At 64.5% G+C, this 15,343-nt stretch carries 14 protein-coding genes; 8 read left to right on the plus strand and 6 right to left on the minus strand.

All coding sequences use genetic code 11. From position 1 onward, the window contains the following. Positions 1-169: 169 nt before the first annotated feature. Complete coding sequence (locus MJ205_RS20270) at positions 170-1,690, minus strand: acetyl-CoA hydrolase/transferase family protein (RefSeq protein ID WP_239810100.1); 1,521 nt, start codon at positions 1,688-1,690, stop codon at positions 170-172. Positions 1,691-1,920: 230 nt separating this feature from the next. Then, entirely contained in the window at positions 1,921-3,213 is a 1,293-nt protein-coding gene (locus MJ205_RS20275) for a solute carrier family 23 protein (RefSeq protein ID WP_239810101.1), read from the minus strand. Positions 3,214-3,490: 277 nt separating this feature from the next. On the opposite strand from MJ205_RS20275, the gene MJ205_RS20280 reads away from it, so the two are divergent. From MJ205_RS20280 to minE, 6 genes are all read left to right on the plus strand, one after another. Further along, the gene (locus MJ205_RS20280; protein WP_239810102.1) at positions 3,491-4,408 is read left to right on the plus strand and encodes a double zinc ribbon domain-containing protein; all 918 of its coding nucleotides are present in this window, start codon (positions 3,491-3,493) and stop codon (positions 4,406-4,408) included. A gap of 23 nt (positions 4,409-4,431) precedes the next feature. After that, positions 4,432-5,067 (plus strand): hypothetical protein, encoded by a 636-nt coding sequence (locus MJ205_RS20285; RefSeq protein WP_239810103.1) that lies wholly within the window; start codon positions 4,432-4,434, stop codon positions 5,065-5,067. A gap of 87 nt (positions 5,068-5,154) precedes the next feature. Next, on the plus strand, positions 5,155-6,651 hold the full coding sequence (locus MJ205_RS20290) for a hypothetical protein (RefSeq protein ID WP_239812844.1): 1,497 nt from the start codon (positions 5,155-5,157) through the stop codon (positions 6,649-6,651). Between the two features lie 189 nt (positions 6,652-6,840). Then, positions 6,841-7,572 carry a septum site-determining protein MinC gene (gene minC, locus MJ205_RS20295; RefSeq protein ID WP_239810104.1) on the plus strand — a complete coding sequence of 244 codons (732 nt, stop codon included), beginning with the start codon at positions 6,841-6,843 and terminating at the stop codon, positions 7,570-7,572. 67 nt (positions 7,573-7,639) lie between these two features. After that, positions 7,640-8,452, plus strand: a complete 813-nt coding sequence (minD, locus tag MJ205_RS20300) for a septum site-determining protein MinD (protein WP_239810105.1) — start codon at positions 7,640-7,642, stop codon at positions 8,450-8,452. A gap of 5 nt (positions 8,453-8,457) precedes the next feature. Beyond that, entirely contained in the window at positions 8,458-8,715 is a 258-nt protein-coding gene (gene minE / locus MJ205_RS20305) for a cell division topological specificity factor MinE (protein ID WP_021027472.1), read from the plus strand. Between the two features lie 425 nt (positions 8,716-9,140). On the opposite strand, the gene MJ205_RS20310 is transcribed toward minE, so the two are convergent. Genes MJ205_RS20310 through MJ205_RS20325 form a run of 4 tightly spaced genes read right to left on the minus strand, consistent with a single transcriptional unit; the run spans position 9,141 to position 12,356 of the window. Beyond that, positions 9,141-9,599 carry a PaaI family thioesterase gene (locus MJ205_RS20310; protein ID WP_239810106.1) on the minus strand — a complete coding sequence of 153 codons (459 nt, stop codon included), beginning with the start codon at positions 9,597-9,599 and terminating at the stop codon, positions 9,141-9,143. Continuing rightward, a complete protein-coding gene (locus MJ205_RS20315; protein ID WP_239810107.1) occupies positions 9,596-10,756 on the minus strand; it encodes an acyl-CoA dehydrogenase family protein in 1,161 nt (386 codons plus the stop codon). Before MJ205_RS20315 ends, MJ205_RS20310 begins: the two co-directional genes overlap by 4 nt. Before the next feature lie 25 nt (positions 10,757-10,781). Then, positions 10,782-11,975 carry a thiolase gene (locus MJ205_RS20320; RefSeq protein WP_239810108.1) on the minus strand — a complete coding sequence of 398 codons (1,194 nt, stop codon included), beginning with the start codon at positions 11,973-11,975 and terminating at the stop codon, positions 10,782-10,784. A gap of 15 nt (positions 11,976-11,990) precedes the next feature. Beyond that, entirely contained in the window at positions 11,991-12,356 is a 366-nt protein-coding gene (locus MJ205_RS20325) for a Zn-ribbon domain-containing OB-fold protein (protein ID WP_133856704.1), read from the minus strand. Between the two features lie 255 nt (positions 12,357-12,611). Between MJ205_RS20325 and MJ205_RS20330 the strand changes: the two genes are divergently transcribed. Together MJ205_RS20330 and MJ205_RS20335 are read left to right on the plus strand one after the other, a co-directional pair. Further along, a complete protein-coding gene (locus MJ205_RS20330) occupies positions 12,612-13,820 on the plus strand; it encodes an ABC transporter substrate-binding protein (protein WP_239810109.1) in 1,209 nt (402 codons plus the stop codon). Between the two features lie 81 nt (positions 13,821-13,901). Beyond that, a complete protein-coding gene (locus MJ205_RS20335) occupies positions 13,902-15,341 on the plus strand; it encodes an NAD-dependent succinate-semialdehyde dehydrogenase (RefSeq protein ID WP_239810110.1) in 1,440 nt (479 codons plus the stop codon). Positions 15,342-15,343 lie beyond the last annotated feature (2 nt).

Raw genomic sequence — 15,343 nt, forward strand, 5'->3', positions numbered from 1 at the left:
CTGTATGTTCAGTTGTATCAAAAGCTGGTGCGGCTTTTCGATGGCGGCTGCCATCGGGTCGCCGCTATTGTGCGCTGCAGCGCCCGCTGCCGCAATTGCGTCGGAGACAGATGCAAAACGCCCCGCGCAGCGCAGGCTGGCGGGGCGTCCGGGTGATCGGGTGGGTGGATCAGGCGGTCTTCATCGAGCCGGTATCCAGGTAGCGCTGGTGCCAGGACAGCGCCTCGGTCAGGATGTGCGGCGTATGCAGGCCGGCCGACTGCTGCATCGCACGGTCCACATAGTCCTGCAGCATCGGGCGGAAGTCCGGGTGCGCGCAGCGCTCGATGATGACCTTGGCGCGCTGCTTGGGCGAGAGGCCGCGCAGATCGGCCAGGCCTTGTTCGGTGACGATGATCTGTGTGTCGTGCTCGGTGTGGTCCACATGCGAGCACATGGGCACGATGCAGGAGATGTGGCCGTTCTTGGCCACCGAGGGCGTGACGAAGAAGGACAGAAAGCCGTTGCGGGCAAAGTCGCCACTGCCGCCGATCCCGTTCATCATGCTCGAGCCCATCACATGGGTGGAGTTGATGTTGCCGTAGATGTCGGCCTCGATCATCGAGTTCATCGCGATCACGCCCAGGCGGCGTACCAGCTCGGGGTGGTTCGAGATCTCCTGCGGGCGCAGGATGATGCGGTCGCGGTAGAAGTCGATGTTCTCCTCGAAATCGCGGTAGGCGGCAGACGACAGCGAGATGGCGGTGGCCGAGGCGCGCGCCATCTTGCCGCTGCGCAGCAGGTCAAGCATGCCGTCCTGCAGCACTTCGGTGAAGCCCAGCAGGTTGTCGAAGGGGCCGGTCAGCAGGCCGGCCAATACCGCATTGGCCACATTGCCCACGCCCGACTGGATCGGCAGCATCTGCTGGGGCAGGCGGCCCATCTTCATCTCGTGCGAGAGAAAGTCGATGATCGAGGCGGCAATGGTGTTGGAGTTGGCATCCGGCGCGGCAAACACATTGTCGCGGTCGCCCTTGTGGGTCTCGACCACGGCGACCACCTTGTCCAGGTCCACCTTCAGGTAGCCCTCGCCGATGCGGTCGTCGGCATGCGTCATGCGGATAGGCACGCGGCGCGGCGGGATCGCCGTGCCGTAGTAGATGTCGTGCATGCCTTCCATTCTGGCGGGCGGCTTGGTGTTCACCTCGAGGATCACCTTGTCCGCAATCTCCAGCCAGGTCTTGTTGTTGCCCACGGCGGTCGACGGGATCAGCAGGCCATCGGCGGTGATGCCCAGCACTTCGACCACGGCCACATGCATGGGGCCCAGAAAGCCGAACCAGGCGTGCTGGGCCACATGCGAGAGGTGCATGTCGATGAAATCGATGTCACCGGCATTGATCGCCTTGCGCGCGATCGGGTCGGTGTTGAACGGCAGCCGCTGGCCAATGGCCCCGGCCTCGGCCATCACACCATCGCATTCGGCGGCGGTGGAGGCGCCTGTCCAGACATTGAGCTTGTAGGGGCGGCCGGCCGCATGCTCGGACTTGGCATGGGCGGCGATGGCCTGTGGCAGCGCCTTGGGATAGCCGGCGCCGGTGAAGCCGCTCATGCCCACATTGGCGCCAGCGGGGATCAGGGCAGCCGCGTCGGCAGCGGACATGATGCGGGAGTGCAGCGCGCTGCAGCGCACGCGGTCATTCAACGACATGGGGAAGACTCCGGGAGGGTGTTTTCGTTATTGTCTACAGATGCAGCCCAGCGGCAATGGCCGGGCGGCGAGGCGGGCAAATCTTAGCAGTCGTTGCACGCGAAACCATTTGGGATCCGGGAATACCCGATTGTGGATAAGTGCTACTGCAATGCCCATTTATTGTTGCGCTGCAACAATTTAGCGCAAGAAAAAAGCCCGGGACAACCGGGCTTGGGGAGATGTGCCGCTCAGCGCTTGTCGCTGCGGTTGAGCAGTTGGTAGAGGATGATGGCGCCGAAGGTCGCGGTCCCGATGCCGCCCAGCGCAAAGCTGCCGAATTTCAATGTGAAGTCACCGGTGCCGATGATCAAGGTGATGGCGGCGACGATCAGGTTCTTGTTCTGCGAGAAATCCACCTTGTTCTCCACCCAGATCTTGGCGCCGGCCACCGCAATCAGGCCAAACACCACGATGGACACACCGCCCATGACGGGCAGCGGAATCGCCTGGATCAGCGCGCCGAACTTGGGCGAAAAGCCCAGCAGCAGCGCAATGAGGCCGGCCACCATGAAGACAGCGGTCGAGTAGATGCGCGTTGCGGCCATCACGCCGATGTTTTCTGCATAGGTGGTCACACCCGTGCCGCCCACGCCGCCGCTGACCATCGTGGCCACGCCGTCACCGATGAAGGCCCGGCCCATGTACTGGTCCAGGTTGCGGCCGGTCATGGCCGTCACCGCCTTGATGTGGCCCAGGTTCTCGGCGACGAGGATGATCACGATCGGCGCGATCAGCACCATCGCTTGCGGGCTGAACTGGGGGGCCGAGAAGTTGGGCATGCCGATCCAGGCGGCCGAGGCCAGGCCCGACAGATCCACCGGCTTGCCCAGACCCATGCCATTGGTGAGGATGGCGTAGATGATGGACGCTGCCATCAGGCCCACCAGGATCAGCAGGCGCTGCACCATGCCCCGGGTGAGCACGGCCACCATGCCGACGCAGACAAAGGTCATCGCCTGCATCCAGCTCTCGAAGTTGTTGCTGGCCATGTTCTTGACGGGAACGCTGGCGAGGTTCAGGCCGATCACCGCGACGATCGCGCCCGTCACCACCGGTGGCATGAAGCGCTCGATCCACCCGGTACCCACCACCTGCACGATGAAGCCGATCAAGGTGTAGAGCAGGCCGCAGGCAATGATGCCGCCCAGCGCCATGCCGATGTTGGCATTGGGCCCGGAGCCGGCATAGCCGGTGGCGGCAATCACCACGCCGATGAACGCAAAGCTCGATCCCAGATAACTGGGCACCCGGCCGCCGGTGATCAAAAAGAAGATCAAAGTGCCGACACCACTCATCAAAATGGCGACATTCGGGTCAAAACCCATCAGAATGGGCGCCAGAATGGTCGAGCCAAACATGGCGATGACATGCTGCACCCCCATGATCGAGGTTTGTGGCCAGGGCAGGCGCTCATCGGGCGCGACGACATCGTCAGCGCCCGGGCGCACTTCACGCCAGCGGGGAAGGAAGGATTCAGACATGGTATGGGCAGGCCGCGTGCAGGGCTGCGCCGGTGGGCGCAATTGCGGGCGGGCGATAGAAAAGGTGCTGCATCATAGTGAATTTGCCAATCCTTGTAGAGAGAGGGAAACTCTCTAACCAGGAACCCATGCAGTGCGGCCGGGACGGCGATCCTGCACGGTGTGGCGCCATGGCACTGGCCCAATGGGCCAATGCAATAGATAATCACAATGATATTCAGAACAAATACGGTAGGTTGCTTTCGGCAGCCTGTACGTCCAGGGAGAGAGGGTTTCGATGAACTGTGTGCAATGTGGCGAGGCATTGGCAGCCAACGCCAAATTCTGTCGGAAATGCGGCTGCAAGGTGCAGTCGGAGCCGCTGTCCGAGGCGCTGGCCAGCCCCCGCAGCCTGCCGGCAGCGCCGGTGGCCGCCTATGCAACCTGCCCCGACTGCGGCGCGCTGTGCAAAGGGCAGGCATTGTTTTGCAAGCAATGCGGCTGCCGCTTTGAGGAAAGCCCCGGGTTTCAGGACACCGCGCCCGACTGGGACACGCCGCTGAGCCCGGCCGAAGAGAAGGCCATTCTGGTCTTTGGCAATGTGCAGGACAGCTCCGAGCCCCCGTCCACGCTGCCCGGTGAGCGCATCCAGACCAGCGCCGCGATGGTGATCGGTGGTGCGGCGGCCAGCTCGGCAGCGGCCGTGCCGGCGCCTGCCTTGCGCGAACCCGACGTGCCGCTGTGGCAGACCGATGCCGCTGCCAGGCGTGCCCCTCCCACCGCCCCGGACCCCGGCCTGCGCCCGCGTGCCGGCGCGCAGGTGCGCAACCCCATGCCCGAAGCCCCGGTGCCCTCCAGCGGCCACGGGCTGCGTATTATGTTGGCACTGCTGGGCCTGGTGGTAGTGGCCGCAGGCGGTGCCTGGTGGTGGAAGAGCCAGCAGGGGCGCCCTGCAGCGGGCAGCGTGGCGGCGCCCAGCGTCTCCGCCCCTGCCGCCGCCGCTGCGCCGGTAGAGGCGGCTGCGCCGGCGATGGTCGAGACCAATGCTGCGCTCGCCCCCAATGAATCGCTGGTAGCCCCGGCAACTGCCGAGGATGCCGTGGCCGCTGCGGTGCCCAACGAAGAAGCGGCTGCCCCTGCGCCCGCACCGGCGCCGGCCCGGCCAGCCGTGCGCAAGCCGGCGCGCCCCCAAACCCTGGATGATTTGCTGAATTGAAGGAGAGCATTGTGAAGCTGTTGATGAAAATGTCCGCCCTGGTGTCGGTGCTCGCGCTGGCGGGCTGCGTGGCGCCCCCGCCAGAACCCGCACCTGCGCCCGCGCCAGCGGTGCCGGTCCAGGTGGAGTGCGGGGTTGCGTCGCCCCCCGGCTGCCGTGAGCCTGCCGTGCCACCTGCACTGGTGACCTGGGAGCAGAAGATCAAGGGCGAGATCGACCAGGCCGAGGCGCTGCGCGTCCGCGCGGTCGAGGCGATGTCGGCGCTGCCGGTCAAGCAGCGCATCTCGGGCAGCAAGACCACCACCACTGAGCAGGTCTTCAGCTCCAGCCAGTCGCCTGCGACGCGCGGCATGCCGGTGCTCGATGCGGTATCGCTCGATCTGCCCTGGGCCGCCAAGTCGCGCCAGGAGCACAAGGATGCGATGGTTGCCATCAAGGACATCGCCACGATGATGGCCGACAACCGGGGCGGCGCCACGATCTTTGTCACCGTCTCGCCGCGCGATCTGCGTGCCAAGAAGGTCAATACCAATTCCGGCACCGCACCCACCGAGGCCGGCAACCCGGTCGAGGTCAAGAAATCGGCCGACAAGAATGTGCCACCGGGTATCGAGCACTTCGTGATCCAGGCCAAACCCTGGCCCAGCCGCATCGATTGAGGCCACCACCCGCGCCTGTAGCAGCCATGCGCGCCCCTGCGGGGCCGCTGGCCCCACCCAACGATAACCACGACGAAGGAATCGCTGATGTCTTCTCCCAAATCGATGCTGAAGTCCATTGACTTTGGCCAACTGATGCGAGCGGCCGAGGGCCTGACCCAATGGCGTGTGCTCGGCCTGTCGTTCCTGACCTGGCTGGCCGGCGGCCTGGTGATGGTGGGCGGCCAGATGCTGGCCACCCGCGCGGGCAGCATGCTGCTGGCGCTGCTGTTCCTGGTCATCGCCTCGGTGGTGTTCTCGGCTGGCATGTCGGCAGTCGGCATCCTGCTGCAGGACAAGGCCAAGGATGTGGAGCAGCGCAGCGTGGCTGCCGCCATCCGGGCGGGCCTGCTGTGTGTCCCACGCTTCATCCTGTTTGGCCTGCTGGTACTGGCCGTGGTGCTGGGCCTGTGCCTGGTGGCGGCCATTGTCTATTTCGTCTGCAAGATTCCGTTCATCGGCCCGATCCTGCTGTTCTTTGCCCATCCGGTGATGGTGATTGCCGCGTCGGTGTTCTTCATCGCGCTGTACTGGGTGGCGGCGCCGCTGCTGGCCCCCGCGATCTGGGACGGCCGTTCGCTGCGCCGCGCGGTCTCGCTGGTGCTGGCAGTGGTGCGCACGCGCCTGGTGCCGCTGGTGCTGATGCTGCTGGCGCTCTACATCGTCATCACCGTCATTACCTTGGTGGTGTTCACCGGCTTCATCCCCGGCTTTGCCTACATGACGGCGATTGCCAGCGGCGTGATCGGCCCGAGCATGATGGCGTCGATGGGCGGCATGGGCAACTCTGCCGCCTTTGGCGCGATGGCCGGCAGCGGCCATATGCTGGCCGGCACCCTGTCGACCGTGATCCTGTTTGCCGTGCTGATGGCGCTGACCATGCAGGTGATGATCATGGGCGTGAACATCATCTACCTGATGGTCACCGATGGCCTCGATGAGCAAGGTACCGAAGAGAGCCTGCAGGCCGGCATTGACCTGGCGCGCGAGAAGGCCCGCCAGGCCCAGGGCATGGCCCGCGAGGCGGCCGACAAGGTGCGCCATGCCGCGCATATGGATGGCCATGGCCACCACGGCGGCACGGCGCGTGCCCCGGCTGCGCCCGTGGCTCCGGCAGCACCAGCAACGCCTGCTGCACCGGTAGCGCCGCTGAATGACATCTTTGCGCCGGCACCTGCGCCGGTCGCTCCCGTGGCTCCGGTGCCCCCGGTGACGTCGGCTCCCGCACCGGCATCGGTCGCCGCTCCGGTGCCAGCCCCAGCACCCGCAGCCCCCACACCCTCTGCTCCGGTAGCGCCAGCCCCTGTGGCGGCGGCTTCCGTGGTGCCACCTGCGCCCGTGCAGCCGCCGGTGGCGCCAACGCCCACCACCGGCCTGGGCGCTGCAGCAGTCGTTGGCGGTGCGGCCGCATCGGCTTTGCCGCCCACGGCAGCGCCAGCGGCACCGGTGGCCTCCGAGCCCTTGCTGCGCTGCCGCAGTTGCTTTGAGGTGGTGGCGGCTGACGATGTGTTCTGCGGCCATTGCGGCTTCCAGCTCAAGCCCTGACCGGCTGAGGCATCCCCCAGGGCGCGTGAGCGCCCTTTTTCATGGCACTCTGCAAGCCCCGGTCCGCATGGCCTCATTGGTAAAAGAGTGTTGTCAATCCGGGCAAAACGGCAGACCGGCTGCGGCGGTTCACGTCAAGCAGGTTACACTTTGCCGATTCATGTCCAATAAGTAGATCGGCTTATAACCATGTCAGGTGAAACAACCCAGCGCAGCGGTTTCGATATGAAAAGCGCCCAGTTGCCGGTGGTTGCGTTCGCATTGCGTTCGGCCGACCTGGAGCAATTGGCCCAGGAGTTTGCCGAGCGTTTTGGCAGCGACTCCGCGTTCTTCGACCATGACCCGGTGCTGGTCGATCTCGCGCAACTGCGCGAGAGCGGGGAGGACATCGACTTTGCGGCGCTCGTGGCGTTGCTGCGCCAGTACCGCACCACGCCAGTGGCCGTGCGCGGCGGCAGCGAGGCGCAGATGGCCAGTGCCTACGCAGCAGGCCTCATCGCCGCGCCCGAAGCGCCGCCAGCGCGCAAGGCGGCGGAACCCGAGGTGCGCGAGGTTGAGGTCGAGGTGATCAAGGAAGTGCAACTGCCGCCCAAGACCACCCTGCGGGTCGACAAACCCATGCGTTCGGGCCAGCAGGTCTATGCGTCGGGCAGCGATGTGATCGTCAACGCCATCGTCAGCTTTGGCGCCGAGGTGATTGCCGATGGCAACGTCCATGTTTACGGTCCGCTGCGGGGCCGGGCCGTGGCCGGCGCCCGTGGGGACAAGAGCGCGCGTATTTATTGCACCTGTTTCGAGCCGCAGCTCGTGTCGATTGCGGGCATCTACCGCACGGTCGAGTCGGATTGGCCCGCCGAGCTGTCGGGCAAGGCTGCCGTGGTGCGGCTTGAAGGTGAGAAACTGCTGATTGAACCGCTGTGACAGGCACCAAGGGACAGCCCGGACAGGGCTTTGGACATTTGAGGACGTAAAGGGATCGGATCGAAAGATGGCAAAAATCGTCGTTGTAACTTCCGGCAAGGGCGGAGTTGGAAAAACTACCACCAGTGCAAGCTTTGCGGCCGGATTGGCGCTGAGCGGCAACAAGACTGCGGTGATCGACTTTGACGTCGGCCTGCGTAATCTGGACCTGATCATGGGCTGCGAGCGCCGTGTGGTCTATGACCTGATCAATGTGATCCAGGGAGAGGCCAACCTCAACCAGGCGCTGATCAAGGACAAGCAATTGGAGAACCTCTACATTCTGGCCGCCTCGCAAACGCGCGACAAGGATGCGCTGACGCAGGACGGGGTCGAGAAGATCCTCAAGGACCTGGCGGCGATGGACTTTGACTACATCGTCTGCGACTCGCCCGCCGGTATCGAGAGCGGCGCGCTGATGGCGATGCACTTTGCCGACGAGGCACTGGTGGTCACCAACCCCGAGGTGTCGTCCGTGCGTGACTCGGACCGCATCCTGGGCATGCTCAGCTCCAAGACCAAGCGTGCCGTCGATGGCGGCGATCCTATCAAGGAACACCTGCTGATCACGCGTTACAACCCCAACCGGGTGCAGGACGGCCAGATGCTGTCGCTGGAAGACATCCAGGACATTCTGCGCATTCCGCTGATCGGTGTGATTCCCGAGTCGGAATCGGTGCTGCAGGCCTCCAACCAGGGCACGCCTGCGATCAACCTGAGCCAGACCGATGTGTCCGAAGCCTACAAGGATGTGGTGGCACGCTTTTTGGGTGAAGACAAGCCGATGCGCTTTACCGATGCGCAGAAGCCTGGTTTCTTCAAACGTATTTTCGGGAGGTAAGTCTGATGTCCTTGCTGTCCCTGTTCTTGGGTGAAAAGAAGAAGACCGCGTCGGTCGCCAAGGAGCGGCTGCAGATTATCTTGGCGCGGGAGCGCACGGGCCGCAGCAATAACCAGCCCGACTATCTGCCGGCCCTGCAAAAGGAGCTGATGGCCGTCATTGCCAAGTACGTCTCCATCAATCCAGATGACGTCCGTGTAAACCTGGAACGACAGGACAATCTTGAAGTTCTAGAAGTCAAGATTGAGCTGCCAGACAAGTAAGTTTCTAGGTCTGGGGTGCTTGTCCGTGGTGCATGGGTGCTGCGGCGAATGCTGGTGATTTTTGGGGCTTTGGCAGTTTTCGTTTTGGGGTGGCGATATGGGCCCGCATGCGTTGTTGTGGCGCCTTGCCATACCGAAGTATTGTCTGCGGCGCCACGCCTAGCCTGCGGGCCCATCTCGCCATTGGGGTGGGGGGGCTCGGGCGCTCTGTGCGCTGCTGGGTTTCGTTGTTGAATACCGGAATTACCATCCTGGCATCTGGGTGCCGTTTTACTGCAGCGTTCTTGTCATTGCTTCCTCCAAAAACAAACGCGACCTTCGGGTCGCGTTTTTGTTGGGGGTAAGTCGGTGGATTTCTGGCGGGTCGTGGATAAGTGGTTGGTTTATCCACAAAACTGTGCACAGGTCTGTGCTTTTCCCCTCAGTTATGCACTGGGTTCGGCCGTGTTGTCGTAGGCGTGGGCTTTCCAGTATTTGAAGGTGCCTTGGGCGGTGGCCAGGATGCGGCGGTTGGCGTCGTAGATGTTGGCCTGGCAGGTGCACAGCGAGCGGCCCTGGTTGATGACCCAGCCTTCGGCAACCAGCGGGCCGCGGCCAGGGTAGACGAAGCGCGAGGACATCTCTACCGTGACGGCGGTGCTCGACGGTGCGCCGGGGGCGAGCACGGCGGCGCGCGACATCGCCACATCGAGCAGGGTCATCAAAATGCCGCCATGCGCGGCGGGCAGCTGGTTGCACAGCTCCTCGCGCAGGTCGGGCAGGTGCACGCGCACGATGCCGTCTTCAAAGTTCGGATCCTGGCGGGCGCCGATGAGGCGCAGAAACGGCACGCGGGTGTTGAGGTCCTCGATGCTCAGCTGCTGGCGGGGCGGGGTGGTGCTCATGCGGCGGCCTTGGCTTCGCGCACCATGTTGCGCGCAATGATGATCTGCTGGATCTGCGTCGTGCCCTCGTAGAGGCGGAACAGCCGCACATCGCGGTAGAAGCGCTCAATGCCGTACTCGGCCATATAGCCCGAGCCGCCGAGGATCTGCACTGCGCGGTCGGCCACGCGGCCGCACATCTCGGTGGCAAACATCTTGGCACTCGATGCCTCGGTCGAGACGTTCTGGCCCGCATCGCGGCGGCGTGCGGCGTCGATGGTCATGCACTCGGCGGCGTAGAGCTCGGCCTGGCTGTCGGCCAGCATCGCCTGCACCAGCTGGAAGTCGCAGATCGCCTGGCCAAACTGCTTGCGCTCCAGCGCGTACTGCAGCGCATCGCGCAGGATGCGTTTGGCGCAACCCACGGCCACGGCGGCAATGTGGATGCGGCCTTTTTCCAGCACCTTCATCGCGGTCTTGAAGCCCCGGCCCTCCTGCAGGCCGATCAGGTTGGCAGCGGGCACCTTCACGTTGTCAAAGATCACATCGCAGGTGTGGGCGCCGCGCTGGCCCATCTTCTTGTCGTACTTGCCAAAGCTGATGCCCGGGCTCTTGGCATCCACGATGAAGGACGACACGCCGCCGGCGCCCTTGTCGGCCGGGTTGGTGCGTGCCATCAACGTGAACATGCCGGCATGGGGCGCATTGGTGATGAAGCGCTTGGTGCCGTTGACGATGTAGTGGTCGCCCTGCCTGACGGCGGTGGTGCGCAACGATGCGGCGTCCGAGCCGGCTTCGGGCTCGGTCAGCGCGAACGAGGCGATCACCTCGCCGGTGGCCAGGCGCGGCAGCCATTCGGCCTTCTGGGCATCGGTGCCATCCATCAGGATGCCTTGCGAGCCGATGCCTACCGTGGTGCCGATCACCGAGCGGAAGGCGGGCGAGGTCTGGCACAGCTCCAGCAGCACATGCACTTCCTCTTCCATCGTCAGCTCCAGGCCGCCGAATGCTTCCGGGATGGTCAGGCCGAACAGGCCCAGCTCGCGCATCTCCTGCACGATGGCTTCGGGGATCTCGTCGGTCTCGGCGACTTCGTTCTCGGCGGGCACCAGGCGCTCGCGCACAAAGCGGCGCACGCTGTCGAGCAGTGCGTCCAGGGTTTCTTGGTCTCGGATCATCGAATATTCTCTCTCTTGAGGGCTTTTAGAGCGTTGCCGCCGTGCCCAGGATCGCCGTGGCCTGGCTCGACAGGGTGCCGCCATTGCCATGGGCCAGTGCCAGCTGGGCGCCCGCCACCTGGCGCTCGCCGCAGTGGCCGCGCAGCTGGCGCACCGCCTCGATCAGCGCAAAAATGCCGTACATGCCCGGGTGCACGCAGGACAGGCCACCGCCATTGGTGTTGACCGGCAGGCTGCCGCCCGGCGCAATCGCGCCGCTGGCGACAAAGGCACCGGCCTCGCCCTTGTTGACAAAGCCCAGGTCTTCCAGGAAGAGCAGGGTGTTGATGGTGAAGGCGTCATACAGCTCCACCACATCCATGTCTTGCGCCGTCAGGCCCGCCATCGCAAAGGCCTGCGCACCCGACTGGCTCGCAGCGGTGACGGTGAGGTCGGGCATCGACGAGATCTGGCGGTTCCAGCAGGCCGTGGCATTGCCCAGCACATAGATGGGCGCGTTCGGGCCGCGCTGGGCATCGTCTACGCGGCTGAGCACAAAGGCGCCGCCGCCATCGGTCACCAGGCAGCAATCGCGCACGGTGAAGGGGTCGGCCACCATGCGGGCGCCCAGCACCTGCTCGATGGTCAGCGGGTCGCGCATGAAGGCCTCGGGGTTCTTCTGTGCCCATTGGCGGGCCGAGACGGCCACGGCCGCGAGCTGCTCGCGCGTGGTGCCGTACTGGTGCATGTGGCGGGCCGCTGCCATCGCATAGGCTGCCACCGGCATCGTGGGCTCGAAGGGGTGCTCGAAAGGCTGCGGGTCCATGAACTTGCGCGCAGCGGTGGACTCCTTGCGGCCAAAGGCGGCCGAGCGCTGGGCGCTGCCGTAGCAGACCAGCACATGCTTGCACTGGCCGGCCTCCAACGCCATGATCGACGGCAGCAGGTGGGCGATAAAGCTGGAGCCGCCCACCATGGTGCCGTTGATGTAGTTCGGGTTGATGCCCAGGTGCTCGATCACCGGCATCGGCCACATCGTGGCGTTGACGCTGCAGGTGGCCAGGCCGTCGATGTCCTGCATCGTCAGGCCCGCATCGGCGACGGCTGCATGGGCAGCGCGTGCGAGCAGCAGCATGTCGTCCGAGCCGGGGGCTTCGCCGCAGCCATAGGTGGCCACGCCGGTGATGGCGGCCTTGCCGCGCAGCGCGCGCAGGCCGCTGCTGGTATGTACTTGTGCCATGTCTTATCCCTCTTGTTATGCGGCCTTGAACACCACCAGGCCCTTGCCGTTGTGCTCGATCACCTCGGCCTGCACGGCCATGCCGATCTTCACATCGGCGGGCGCCATGCCTTCGACGCGGCTCATCATGCGCGGGCCTTCTGCCAGGTCCACCAGCGCGACGTTGTAGTCGCCACCGGCCTCGGCCTTGCGGCGGATCACCGTGGTCGAGTAAACCGTGCCTTTGCCACTGGGTTGCTCCCAGGCCAGCGCATCGCTGCCGCAATGCGGGCACAGCTCACGGGGATAGAAGATGGCCTGGGCGCAGGCCTTGCAGCGCTGAATCTGGAAGCTGCCCGTATCCAATGCAGCCTGGTACTGGCTTGACATCGAGGGTGTCATTGCGGAGTCTTTCTGAGGAGATAGCGGATGGTCAAGCATGGGCCTAATGCCTGCTGCACGCAATTATTGGTTGCCGAAGAGGGGGTTTGGCCGCGCTTGACGAACCTGGGTGACACTGCTTTCGCCTCTGTGGGTATCAGGGTTTTCTTGGCTTTGGCGCAGCCTAAGGTGCTGCTTCGCAAATGCAGAAACCAGGGGGCCAGAAATCTCTAGCATCGTCTGTCAAACGCTTTCTATAAAACCGGAGACAAGACCATGAAAATGACCGCGCTGGCTTTGGCGATGGCCGCATGCTGCACCACGGGCGCGCAAGCGCAGGGCATCTCTGACGACGTCGTCAAGATTGCCGTGCTCAGCGATATGTCCGGCCCCTATGCCGACACCGCAGGGCGCGGCTCGGTGGAAGCCGCCCGCATGGCGGTGGAGGACTTTGGCGGCAAGGTCGGGGGCAAGAAGATCGAGGTGGTGTTTGCCGACCACCAGGGCAAGGCCGACGTCGGTGCCAGCCGCGCACGCACCTGGTTCGATACCGACGGCGTGGACGTGGTGGTCGACCTGAACAACTCGGCCGTGGCGATGGCCGTCTACAACCTGGCCAAGGAGCGCAACAAGCTGGTGCTGACCTCGGGCGGCGCATCGGACGCGCTGACCAGCGAGGCCTGCATGCCCACCGGCATCCATTACACCTACGACACCTATGCGATGGCCAGCGGCGTGGCCCATGCGATGCTGGAAAAAGGCAAGAAGGACTGGTACATCATGGCGGTGGACTATGCGTTCGGCAAGGCCGGCGCCGAGACGGTGACCAATATCGTCACCAAGGGCGGCGGCAAGGTCGTGGGCCGCACCAACTTCCCGCTCAATGCCAGCGATTTCTCGTCCTTCGTGCTGCAGGCGCAGGAGTCCAAGGCCTCAGTGGTCACCCTGGTGAGCGCGGGCAATGACACCATCAATGCGATCAAGTCGGCCAAGCAGTTCGGCCTGATGCAAAAGCAGACGGTGGCGCCCCAGTTCATGTTCATCCAGGATGTGCATTCGCTGGGCCTCAAGACTGCGCAAGGCCTGACCTTTGCGACCGCCTTCTACTGGGACCGCACCCCCGAGACGCGCGCCTTCTCGCAGCGCTTTTTTGAGCGCATGGGCAAGAAGACCATGCCGTCGATGGTGCACGCCGGCACCTACTCGGCCGTCACCCAGTACCTGAAGGCCGTGGCTGCCATCCAGACCGACGACGGCCCAGCGGTGACCAAGTACCTCAAGTCCAACAAGATCGAGGACTTCTTCAGCCAGAACGGACATGTGCGTGAGGACGGCCGCATGGTGCACGACCTCTACCTGGTGCAGGTCAAGTCGCCCGAGGAATCCAAAGGCCCCTGGGACTATTACAAGGTGCTGGCCACCATTGCGGGTGACCAGGCGTTCCGCCCCATGGCCGACGGCAAGTGTGCTTTTGTGAAGAAATAAACACAGCCTTATCCACAAGCCACGCGGTCTTCTTTTCAGAAAGACCGCGTTATGCATTCCAAACCCTTGCAGGAGCCACCGATGTCCCAAGCTTATCCACAGTTGCAGCTGTTTATCAACGGCCAATGGCTGTCCGCCGACGGCCGCAAGAGCGAGCCCGTCATCAACCCGCTGGACGAGTCCACACTGGGCCAGCTGCCCCATGCCAGCCCAGCCGATCTGCAGGCCGCCCTGCAGGCCGCCAACGCCGCGTTTGAAGGCTGGAAGCGCACCTCACCGCTGGCCCGCTCGGACATCTTGCGCAAGGCCGCCAGCCTGATCCGCGAGCGTGCCGACCACATCGCCCGTTGCATGACCCTGGAGCAGGGCAAGCCCGTGCGCGAAGCCAGGCTGGAAGTGCTGGCCGCTGCCGACACCTACGACTGGTATGCCGAGGAGGGCCGCCGCAACTATGGCCGCCTGGTGCCGGGCAAGACCCCGACGCAGCGCATTGCCGTGCACCATGAACCGGTTGGCGTCTGCGCCGCGTTTGCGCCCTGGAACTTCCCCGCCATCACGCCCGCGCGCAAGATTGCTGGTGCCCTGGCTGCGGGCTGCACGCTGGTGCTCAAGCCCGCCGAGGAAACCCCCGCCACCGCCCAGGAGCTGGTGCGCGTGCTGCACGATGCCGGCCTGCCCGCTGGCGTGCTGAACATGGTGTTCGGCGTGCCGGCCGAGGTATCGGGCTACCTGCTCGACCAGCCCGAAGTGGCCAAGTTCTCGTTCACCGGCTCCACCGCCGTGGGCAAGATGCTGGCCTCGCATGCCGCCAAGAGCATGAAGCGCGCCACCCTGGAGCTGGGCGGCCATGCGCCGGTCGTCGTCTGGAAGGATGCAGACATCGAGAAAGCCGCCGACGCCCTGGTCGCCGGCAAGTTCCGCAACGCCGGCCAGGTCTGCATCTCGCCCACGCGCTTTTATGTGCACCGCGATGTGTTCGACCGCTTTGTGACTGCCTTTGTCGAGCGCACCAAGAAGCTCAAGGTAGGCAATGGCCTGGACGAAAGCAGCCAGATGGGCCCGCTGGCCAATCCGCGCCGCATCGAGGCACTGACCCGCCTGATCGCCGATGCGCAAGAAAAGGGCGCCACCCTGCACACCGGCGGCAAGCGCATGCCCGGCAAGGGCTTCTTCTGGGAGCCCACCGTCATCAGCAACCTGCCCGAAGACGCCGGCCTGATGAACGAGGAGCCCTTTGGCCCCGTCGCGCTGATCAATCCCATCGCCGACATGGATGAAGCCTTGAAGCGCGCCAACCGCCTGCAATACGGCCTGGCCGCCTATGCTTTCACGCAGGACAGCGCCGTGCGCCAGCAGCTCTCCAACGGCGTGCAGACCGGCATGCTGGGCATCAACACCTTGAACATCTCCATGGCCGAGGCGCCCTTTGGCGGCGTCAAGGAAAGCGGCTGGGGCTCGGAGTGCGGTATTGAAGGGCTGCAGGCTTACTGCAATATCAAGCTGGTGAGCGAGGACCAGTAAGG

It is taken from the genome of Comamonas sp. B21-038 (assembly GCF_022387135.1).
Classification (GTDB): domain Bacteria; phylum Pseudomonadota; class Gammaproteobacteria; order Burkholderiales; family Burkholderiaceae_C; genus Comamonas; species Comamonas sediminis.

Coding starts and splice junctions, on each gene's coding strand:
- MJ205_RS20335 (WP_239810110.1), top strand. CDS start 13,902: ATGTCCCAAGCTTATCCACAGTTGCAGCTGTTTATCAACGGCCAATGG.
- MJ205_RS20290 (WP_239812844.1), top strand. CDS start 5,155: ATGTCTTCTCCCAAATCGATGCTGAAGTCCATTGACTTTGGCCAACTG.
- MJ205_RS20280 (WP_239810102.1), top strand. CDS start 3,491: ATGAACTGTGTGCAATGTGGCGAGGCATTGGCAGCCAACGCCAAATTC.
- MJ205_RS20320 (WP_239810108.1), bottom strand. CDS start 11,975: ATGGCACAAGTACATACCAGCAGCGGCCTGCGCGCGCTGCGCGGCAAG.
- MJ205_RS20310 (WP_239810106.1), bottom strand. CDS start 9,599: ATGAGCACCACCCCGCCCCGCCAGCAGCTGAGCATCGAGGACCTCAAC.
- MJ205_RS20275 (WP_239810101.1), bottom strand. CDS start 3,213: ATGTCTGAATCCTTCCTTCCCCGCTGGCGTGAAGTGCGCCCGGGCGCT.
- MJ205_RS20325 (WP_133856704.1), bottom strand. CDS start 12,356: ATGACACCCTCGATGTCAAGCCAGTACCAGGCTGCATTGGATACGGGC.
- MJ205_RS20270 (WP_239810100.1), bottom strand. CDS start 1,690: ATGTCGTTGAATGACCGCGTGCGCTGCAGCGCGCTGCACTCCCGCATC.
- MJ205_RS20330 (WP_239810109.1), top strand. CDS start 12,612: ATGAAAATGACCGCGCTGGCTTTGGCGATGGCCGCATGCTGCACCACG.
- minC (WP_239810104.1), top strand. CDS start 6,841: ATGTCAGGTGAAACAACCCAGCGCAGCGGTTTCGATATGAAAAGCGCC.
- minE (WP_021027472.1), top strand. CDS start 8,458: ATGTCCTTGCTGTCCCTGTTCTTGGGTGAAAAGAAGAAGACCGCGTCG.
- MJ205_RS20285 (WP_239810103.1), top strand. CDS start 4,432: ATGAAAATGTCCGCCCTGGTGTCGGTGCTCGCGCTGGCGGGCTGCGTG.
- MJ205_RS20315 (WP_239810107.1), bottom strand. CDS start 10,756: ATGATCCGAGACCAAGAAACCCTGGACGCACTGCTCGACAGCGTGCGC.
- minD (WP_239810105.1), top strand. CDS start 7,640: ATGGCAAAAATCGTCGTTGTAACTTCCGGCAAGGGCGGAGTTGGAAAA.